This is a genomic window from uncultured Devosia sp. (assembly GCF_913055165.1).
Taxonomy (GTDB): domain Bacteria; phylum Pseudomonadota; class Alphaproteobacteria; order Rhizobiales; family Devosiaceae; genus Devosia.
Genome location: NZ_CAJXJS010000095.1, coordinates 1 through 8,401, shown reverse-complemented (window position 1 = coordinate 8,401; position 8,401 = coordinate 1). Strand labels below are relative to the sequence as shown.

6 protein-coding genes and 1 pseudogene are annotated in these 8,401 nt (G+C 62.5%); 5 read left to right on the top strand and 2 right to left on the bottom strand.

The genetic code is table 11. The annotated features are described in order from the left end of the window. Positions 1-179 precede the first annotated feature (179 nt). Positions 180-830 (bottom strand): response regulator transcription factor, encoded by a 651-nt coding sequence (locus tag QZ564_RS18415; RefSeq protein ID WP_297113248.1) that lies wholly within the window; start codon positions 828-830, stop codon positions 180-182. Then, positions 827-2,209 carry a cache domain-containing protein gene (locus tag QZ564_RS18410; protein ID WP_297113246.1) on the bottom strand — a complete coding sequence of 461 codons (1,383 nt, stop codon included), beginning with the start codon at positions 2,207-2,209 and terminating at the stop codon, positions 827-829. The genes QZ564_RS18415 and QZ564_RS18410 overlap by 4 nt, the downstream gene beginning before the upstream one ends. 237 nt (positions 2,210-2,446) lie before the next feature. Between QZ564_RS18410 and QZ564_RS18405 the strand changes: the two genes are divergently transcribed. The 5 genes and pseudogenes from QZ564_RS18405 (at position 2,447) to QZ564_RS18385 (ending at position 8,321) form a co-directional block, all read left to right on the top strand. Continuing rightward, the gene (locus QZ564_RS18405) at positions 2,447-3,550 is read left to right on the top strand and encodes a TRAP transporter substrate-binding protein (RefSeq protein WP_297113244.1); all 1,104 of its coding nucleotides are present in this window, start codon (positions 2,447-2,449) and stop codon (positions 3,548-3,550) included. A gap of 119 nt (positions 3,551-3,669) precedes the next feature. Then, positions 3,670-4,413, top strand: coding sequence for an SRPBCC domain-containing protein (locus QZ564_RS18400; RefSeq protein WP_297113242.1), 744 nt, complete (start codon positions 3,670-3,672; stop codon positions 4,411-4,413). Positions 4,414-4,591: 178 nt separating this feature from the next. Beyond that, positions 4,592-6,213, top strand: a pseudogene (locus tag QZ564_RS18395) (ABC-F family ATP-binding cassette domain-containing protein). A gap of 100 nt (positions 6,214-6,313) precedes the next feature. After that, entirely contained in the window at positions 6,314-7,657 is a 1,344-nt protein-coding gene (locus tag QZ564_RS18390) for a potassium transporter TrkG (protein WP_297113240.1), read from the top strand. Next, positions 7,650-8,321 (top strand): TrkA family potassium uptake protein, encoded by a 672-nt coding sequence (locus tag QZ564_RS18385; protein WP_297113238.1) that lies wholly within the window; start codon positions 7,650-7,652, stop codon positions 8,319-8,321. The genes QZ564_RS18390 and QZ564_RS18385 overlap by 8 nt, the downstream gene beginning before the upstream one ends. Positions 8,322-8,401: the final 80 nt, after the last annotated feature.

Here is an 8,401-nt window from a genome sequence, read left to right as displayed (position 1 = left end):
GGAGCCGTGCCGAAGGCGAAATCTCCCCAGTGGCGCGATTTGAAGCGAGCAGGCCATGATGAGCTTGGAGCGTCCCAAAGGGCTGATCGCGCCAGTGGCGCGATCAGAGCGAACAAGGCTCGAATGGCGAGGCGCGAGCCGCAGTGAACAAATGAACAAGGGCCGCATGGTCGGACCCCTCAGTCCTCCTCAGGACCGATCAGGCCGTGATCGATGACATAGCGGGTGAGGCCCGCCGTGGTGGCGATGCCGAGCTTTTTCTTGATGTGCTTGCGGTGGGTTTCGACCGTCCGCACCGAGATATCGAGGCTGGCGGCAATGTCCTTGTTGGACTGGCCCCGGGCCAGCAGCAGCAATACCGCCTGTTCACGGGTGGAGAGCGGCATATTGGCGGCCGGCTTGGCGCTCTTGCTGAGGATGGCGTCGGCCACGCCCGAGGAAAAATAGGTGCCGCCGCTGGCCACCGTCTCGATGGCATTGATGATCTCGCTGGTGGAGACGTCCTTGAGAATATAGCCGGAGGCGCCATACATGACCGCGGTCGAGATATATTCCCGGCTGTCATGCATGGAGAGCATCAGGAGGCGCGTCCGCGGCAGCCGCTCTCGGAACAATTCGACAGCATCCAGCCCGCTCAATTCGGGCATGTTGATATCGAGCATCACGACGTCTGCCCCATCGCTCTCGGCCAGGGCCAGGGCGGCCTTTGCCGAGCCAACGGCGCCGACGACCCGGATATGGTCATAGGTCTCGATCACGGAACGAATGCCTTCGAGCACCAGGGGGTGGTCATCGCAGATGATGACGCGGATGGGGTTGGGCGATGTCATGCCGGGACCGGTTCGATTCTGGGGAGGAGGTAGATGGATTTGGGCAGGCGGGCGCGCAGCGTCGTACCACGGGACGACGTCCGGACGTCCAGCGAACCGCCGAAATGCTCCATGCGTTCCTGCATGTTGCGCAGGCCCAGCCCGCCGGACCGGCCCTTGCCGTCGCGATCGGCAAAGCCGCGGCCATTGTCCTCGATCAGCAGTTGCGCGCCTCCACCGCTGCTGGTGAGCACGATGCGCACTTCGCTGGCCTGGGCATGCCGCTCGATATTGGTTAGCGCCTCCTGCGCCACACGATAAAGCGCCGTGCGCGCCTCGGGCAGGAGCACGTTCTTGAAGGCGACAGTCTTCAAATCGACCGCAATTCCGGTGCGCTCGGAGAAATTGCTGGTCAGGGCCTCAAGCGCCGCCGACAGGCCCAGATCATCGAGCAGGCCCGGTCGCAGATCGTGGGAGATGCGGCGCACTTCCTTGATGGCGCTGTTGAGGCCCTTGGCGCCCCGCTCGATGATCGCGGCCGTGTCGTCCGCCCCTGACCGGACCTTGGCCAGGGCAAGGTCGAGCATGTAGCGGGCCGCCACCATGGATTGGGAAATGCCGTCATGCAATTCCCTTGCAATGCGCGCCCGCTCCTCCTCCTGGGCGTCGATGACGCGCTGGGTCAGCTCCTTCAATCGGCCATCCGCCAGGCGCCGCTCATGCATGGTGATGATGAAGCCGGCCAGGAACACCCCGATGACGCTGGGAATGGTGATGGCCGCCACGATGAGGAAGGTGGTGTTGATGTGGGAGATCAGGTCCGCCTCGGCCGCCGCGGTCAGGGCATAGACGTCATCGAGATAGACGCCGGTCCCCAGCATCCAGCCCCATTTTTCCAGACCCACGGCGAAAGAGAGCTTGTCGGCCACGGTGCCGGTCGAGGGCTTCTCCCACTTGTACTGATGCAGGCCGCCGCCTTCCTTGGCGCGCTCGATCAGGTAGTAGATGACGCGATTGCCGTCGGGATCGGTGAGGTCCATCCAGTTCTGGCCACGCCGGAAGGGCTGGCGCGGATGGACGATGTTCACCCCATCATAATCATAGGCGAAGAAATAGCCGTCCGGTCCATAGTCCAGGCTTGAGAGGATTTCCTGCACCTGGCGCTTGGCCGCCTCGTCATCTGGACCAGCGGCTTCGTAAATGCCGGAAATGGCCGAGATTGCCATATTGGTGAGGTTGAGAAGCTCGTTCTCCTTGGCCTTGAGCAGGCTGCGCTCGAAAGTGGCCAGGCTCGCCCGTGACAATTCGGTCGATTGCTGGGTCACAAGAGCGGTAATCGCCAGGATCGCCAGGACCAGCGGCACCACGGCAAGGGCGAGGATCTTCTGTCTGAAATTCATGGGCGCCAGCCTCCATCGGGCGCAGATAATAGCACGAATTGGCGGCCCGCCCTGCGTAGTAGTGGGTAGTCCCGGCCGCGAAACAGGCCGGGCCGGGGCGCTGCCACTGGACAGCATCGCCAACTCCGTTATCTCTAAGGCGCGCGCATGTCTCGGAAATCCGTTTCCACGGCGAGCATGCGGATACAATGATGCGGCCCCCTTGTGTCGCACTTTTTCTGTCTGGGAGGATATCCAATGAAAAGACGCGAATTCTTCAAGCAGGCTTCGGTTGCCACCATCGGCGCTGCTGCCGCGGCCACGACGCTCGCCACGCCGGCGATCGCCCAGGGCAATATCACCTGGCGCATGGTCACCACCTGGCCCAAGAACTTCCCCGGTCTGGGCGTCGGCGCGCAGCGCCTGGCCGATCGCATCACCAAGGCCTCGGGCGGCCGTCTGACCGTGCAGGTGTTCGCGGCCGGTGAAATGGTGCCCGGCCTGCAGGCGCTGGACGCGGTCATCGACGGGTCGGCCGAAATGAGCCACGGCGCGGCCTATTACTGGCAGAACAAGAGCCAGGGCCTCAGCTTCTTCACCGGCGTGCCCTTCGGCATGACCAACCGCGAGCTGGGCGCCTGGGTGCGCTATCTCGGCGGCCAGGAAATCTGGGACAAGATCTATGATCAGTTCGGCGTGCAGGGCTTCCTGTCGGGCGATACCGGTACCCAGGCTGGCGGCTGGTTCAAGAACGAGCTGACCGGCGTTGCCGATATCCAGGGCCTGCGCTTCCGCACTCCCGGCCTTGGCGGCCAGGTGTGGAGCAAGCTGGGTGCTTCGGTGACCAACCTTGCAGCCGGCGAAATCTTTGCCGCGCTGCAGTCGGGCACGCTGGACGCTGCCGAATTCGTCGGCCCCTATAACGATCTGGCCCTGGGCTTCCACCAGGTGGCCAAGAACTACTACTTCCCCAGCTTTGTCGAGCCGGGTCTGGCCACCGAAGTCGTGGTCGACAAGGCCAAGTTCCAGGAACTGCCCGAAGACCTGCAGGAGATCGTCCGTATCGCCGCCCAGGCTTCCTATGACGATGTGTCCTCGGACATGTACGCCAATGACCCGCGCGCCCTTCAGGCTCTCGTCAATGAACATGGTGTCAATGTGCGCCAGTTCCCCGAGGAGATCATCGAGGCCGGCGCCAATGCGTCGATGGAGCTGATCTCGGAAATCCGCGAAGGCGGCGATCCGCTGACCAAGGAAGTGGCCGAGAGCTTCATCTCCGCCTTCAACCTGCTGCGCACCCGCACCGAAGGCACGGACATGCCGTTCCTGGTGGCCCGCGAAAAGTACATCAAGTACGAATAGTCGCGACACGCTTCGGCGTTACACTCGAACCCCGCCGCAGCCGTGGCGGGGTTTTTTGCTTTTGATGGGGCCCGATTCCTGATCGAATGGGATTGATCCACTGATCAGGGAGCATCCGCATGAGCGAGAATTCCGATCCGCGGCAAGTGGTTGTCGACATCACCATTGCAGCACCCATTGAGACGGTCTGGGAGGCGCTGCGCGATCCCGAATTGATCGCGACATGGTTCGGTTGGGATGCGCCCAGCCTTGAGGAGGAAATCCGTTTCATCTTCCTTGACCACGCGGCAGCCGATGCCAGCCAGCACCAGGTGCAATTCGGCGAATGGGAGGGGTCGAGCGACGCCATCGAGCTGACCGAAGAAGGCGGCAGCACGCGGCTTCGGCTGATGCGCGATGGCGGGGCGCCGCTCGACTGGGAAGGCGCCTATGAGGACATTCGCGAAGGCTGGGTCAATTTTTTCCAGCAATTGCGCCTGGCGCTGGAACTGCATCCGGGTGAAGCGCGGCGAACCATCTATCTCTCGGGCGCGGCAAAACCGGGTGTCGGCGAGCCGAGTGCCGCGCTGGGGCTGGGCGATGTGGCCGGCTACAAGCCCGGCCGGCCCTACACGGCATCGCTGGCGCCGGGGCCCAATGCCCGCGGGCTGGTCTGGTACACCACGCATTTTCAGACGGCGCTGCTGGTGGAGCAGTTCGGCAATGGGCTGATCGTGGTCTCCGACATGGGCACATCGCCAAAGCGCCCGCGTGGCGGCGGGTCGGTGCTGATCACCACCTATGACCTGTCGGACGAACAGTTCGCGGCGCTGGAGACACAGTGGAAGGATTGGTGGGACGAGCGCTATGAGGTGGCGGAGTAGGGGCAGACCTGCCCGCTTCGTCCAATGCATGGCTGACGCATCCGTGGCGGGCTTGCCCGGACCTGCCAGGAATGCTTTAGGAGCGGCGTCATTCTCCGCAGTGTCGGACCCCAATCCGCTTTCCCCCTGAACCGGCGAAGCGCGCAGGGCCGATTGTTCAATCGCAGGCCGCCGCCCCATGATCCGTCTCGAATCCATCTCCAAGCAGAACGGCAAGCAGATTGTCTTCATCGAAGCCTCGGCGGCGCTGCAGAAGGGCGAGAAGATCGGGCTGGTCGGCCCGAATGGGGCGGGCAAGACCACGCTGTTCCGGATGATCACTGGCGAGGAGCCACCCGACGAGGGCAGGTCTCGGTCGATCGGGGCACCTCCATTGGCTATTTCAGCCAGGATGTGGGCGAAATGAGCGGGCAATCGGTGGTCAGCGCCGTGATGGACGGGGCCGGGCCGGTCAGCGCGCTGATGGCCGAAATGGCAGTGCTGGAGGCCGACATGGCCGACCCGGACAAGGCCGACCAGATGGACGCCATCATCGAGCGTTATGGCGAGGTGCAGGGCCGCTTCCAGGAACTGGATGGCTATTCGCTCGACGGGCGGGCACGCGAAGTTCTGGCGGGCCTCGGCTTTTCCGAGGAGATGATGGCGGGCGATGTCGGCGCGCTCTCGGGCGGCTGGAAGATGCGCGTGGCCCTGGCGCGCATCCTGCTGATGAAACCCGACGTGCTGCTGCTGGACGAACCAAGCAACCATCTGGACCTGGAAAGCCTGATCTGGCTGGAAAACTTCCTCAAGACCTATTCCGGCGCCCTGCTGATGACCTCGCACGACCGGGCCTTCATGAACCGGATCGTCAACAAGATCATCGAGATCGATGCGGGGGTGCTGACCAGCTACACCGGCGATTACGATTTCTATCAGAGCCAGCGCGAGATCGCCGATCGCAACCAGCAGGCCCAGTTCGAGCGGCAACAGGCCATGCTGGCCAAGGAGATCGCCTTCATCGAGCGGTTCAAGGCGCGCGCCAGCCATGCCGCCCAGGTGCAGAGCCGGGTCAAGAAGCTCGGCAAGATCGACCGGGTGGAGCCGCCCAAAAGGCGGCAGACCGTGGCCTTTGAATTCCGCCCGGCGCCGCGTTCGGGCGAAGATATTGTGCGGATCGAGGGCGTCAAGAAAGCCTATGGCAGCCGCTCCATCTATGACGGGCTCGACTTCCATGTGCGCCGGCGCGAGCGCTGGTGCATTCTGGGCGTCAATGGCGCGGGCAAATCAACGCTTCTGAAACTGGTGACCGGGGCGGCAGAGCCGGATGCTGGATCGGTATCACGCGGCCCGAGCGTCAAGCTGGGCTATTTCGCCCAGCACGCCATGGACGTCATCGATGGCGACATGACGATTTTCCAGATGCTGGAAACGACCTTTCCACAAGCGGGCCAAGCGCCGCTCCGGGCACTGGCGGGTTGCTTCGGCTTTTCGGGTGACGACATCGAAAAGAAATGCCGGGTGCTCTCAGGCGGTGAGAAAGCGCGGCTGGCCATGGCGCTGATCCTGTTCGATCCGCCCAATTTCCTCGTGCTGGACGAGCCGACCAACCATCTCGATATCCAGACCAAGCAGATGCTGATCGAAGCGCTCGCCAATTTCGAGGGCACCATGCTGTTCGTCAGCCACGACCGGCATTTCCTCGCCGCGCTCTCCAATCGCGTGCTGGAACTGACCCCGGAGGGCGTGCACGCCTATGGCGGGGGCTATAGCGAATATGTCGTGGCCACCGGGCAGGAAGCGCCGGGGCTGAGGGGGTAGGCGACGGGCGCAAGGCAGGCTTGCACATCAGGGGTTGCTATTTGACCGGGACAGGCAGACAACCCCCGCGCCGACGAATTTGGCGTTCGAAAGTGCCGCTGTGTCCCCTCGACTGACTCATCCCACCCGGTTGGTGCCGACAGCCTTCCTGGTCGTCATAGCCCTCGGCACGATCCTTCTGATGCTGCCCATAGCGCGCACGGAAGGCACATTTACCCCATTCCTGACGGCGCTGTTCACCGCAACATCGGCTGTGTGCGTGACGGGCCTGATCGTGGTCGATACTCCCGTCTACTGGTCCTCCTTTGGCCAATGGGTGATCCTTGCCCTGTTCCAGATCGGTGGATTTGGCATCATGGCCGCGGCGACGTTGCTGGGCTTGCTGGCCGGTCGAGGCTTTCGGCTGAGCGACCGTTTGCGCACCCAGACCGAGCGCAGCCATTTCGACATGTCCGATGGGGGCAGCGTGCTGCGCCTGATCTTTCTGGTCACCGTCGTGGTCGAGGGCCTGCTGACGCTGGTGCTGACGCTGCGGCTGCATTTCTTCTACGGCCATGACTGGGGATCGGCCGCTTGGCACGGCCTGTTCCACGCCGTTTCGGCATTCAACAATGCCGGCTTTTCGACCTATTCGGACAGTTTGATCGGGTTCCAGAGAGATTGGCTGTTCCTGCTGCCGATCATGTTAGCCATTATTTTCAGCTCGCTTGGGTTCCCCGTGATCCACGAATTGCGTCATCGGCTTGGGCGCAAGTCGACTGGTCCGCAGAACTGGACCCTGCATAGCAAGATCACGCTTTGGGGTACTGCAGTCCTACTGCTTGTCGGCTTTGTCACCGTACTTCTGGTTGAATGGCACAACCCGGCAACGCTGGGGCCAATGGGTATCGCCGACAAACTGCTCAACAGCGCCTTCCAATCGGTGACGACACGCACGACCGGGTTCAATGCGCTCGATACCGGTGCGCTGTCCGATGAGACGCTGGCCGTAACCTATGTGCTGATGTTCATCGGTGGCGGCAGTGCTGGCACCGCCGGCGGCATCAAGGTCACCACGTTCTTCATCCTTGGCATCGTCGTCTTGTCGGAGGCCAAGGGAGAGCGCGAGGCGGCGCTGTTCGGGCGCAGCATCGGTACGCCCATCGAAAGACAGGCCCTCACCGTGGTGCTGCTGTCGCTGTCGCTGATTGCCATCGGTACGATGACCATATTGTCGGTGACCGAACACTCTCTGACCGATGTACTGTTCGAGACAATCTCCGCCTTTGCCACGGTGGGGCTATCCACCGGCATCACAGGCCAGTTGCCACCGGTGGCAGAACTGGTGCTGATTATGCTGATGTTCGTGGGCAGGGTGGGGACCATTACCATCGCGACGGCCTTGGCCATGGGCCGCGGCCGTACCGCTTTCCGCTATCCAGAGGAGCGACCTATCGTTGGCTAGACATTCTTTCGGAAAGGCCGAGACGGTTCTTGTCATCGGCCTGGGACGCTTCGGCAATTCAGTGGCGTCGGCGCTGATCCGCATGGGACATGAAGTGCTCGGTGTCGATGAGGACGCGACACGCGTCCAGGAAGCGGCCGGCCTTCTGACGCATGTTCTGCAGGCCGACTGCTCCAATCCCGAAGCCCTGCGCCAATTGGGCATTGCCGAGTTCAAGACCGTGGTCGTGGCGATCGGGTCGGACCTTGAGGCGAGTATCCTGACGGCTCTGGCGGTGATCGAGGCCGGCGTGCCAACCATCTGGGCCAAGGCGACGAACGAACGTCACGGCAAGATCCTCAAGAGCATCGGGGTGAAGAACGTCGTTTATCCTGAGGCGCGGATGGGCCAGATGGTCGCCCATATCCTCACTGGAAAGATGATGGACTTTGTCGACCTCGACAATGACTTCGCCATGGTCAAGACGCGCGCGCCGTCGGACATAATCGGCCAAACCCTGGAGCAAGCGCAGATACGCCAGGCGCACGGCGTTACGGTTGTCGGCATAAAGCGCCCGGGGGAGACCTTCACCTATGCACAGGCAAACACGGTGGTGCAGAAGGATGACTTGCTGATTGTTCTTGGAGAAACCGAGCGGGTTGAGCGATTTGCATCACGAACGTGACGTACCCCGCTGTGCCTGACAAGAAGAGCCGGATGGAAATCCATCCGGCTCTTGTTCGTTTCGGCTCCGTGTTGCTCGGT

Coding starts and splice junctions, on each gene's coding strand:
- QZ564_RS18415 (WP_297113248.1), bottom strand. CDS start 830: ATGACATCGCCCAACCCCATCCGCGTCATCATCTGCGATGACCACCCC.
- QZ564_RS18405 (WP_297113244.1), top strand. CDS start 2,447: ATGAAAAGACGCGAATTCTTCAAGCAGGCTTCGGTTGCCACCATCGGC.
- QZ564_RS18400 (WP_297113242.1), top strand. CDS start 3,670: ATGAGCGAGAATTCCGATCCGCGGCAAGTGGTTGTCGACATCACCATT.
- QZ564_RS18410 (WP_297113246.1), bottom strand. CDS start 2,209: ATGAATTTCAGACAGAAGATCCTCGCCCTTGCCGTGGTGCCGCTGGTC.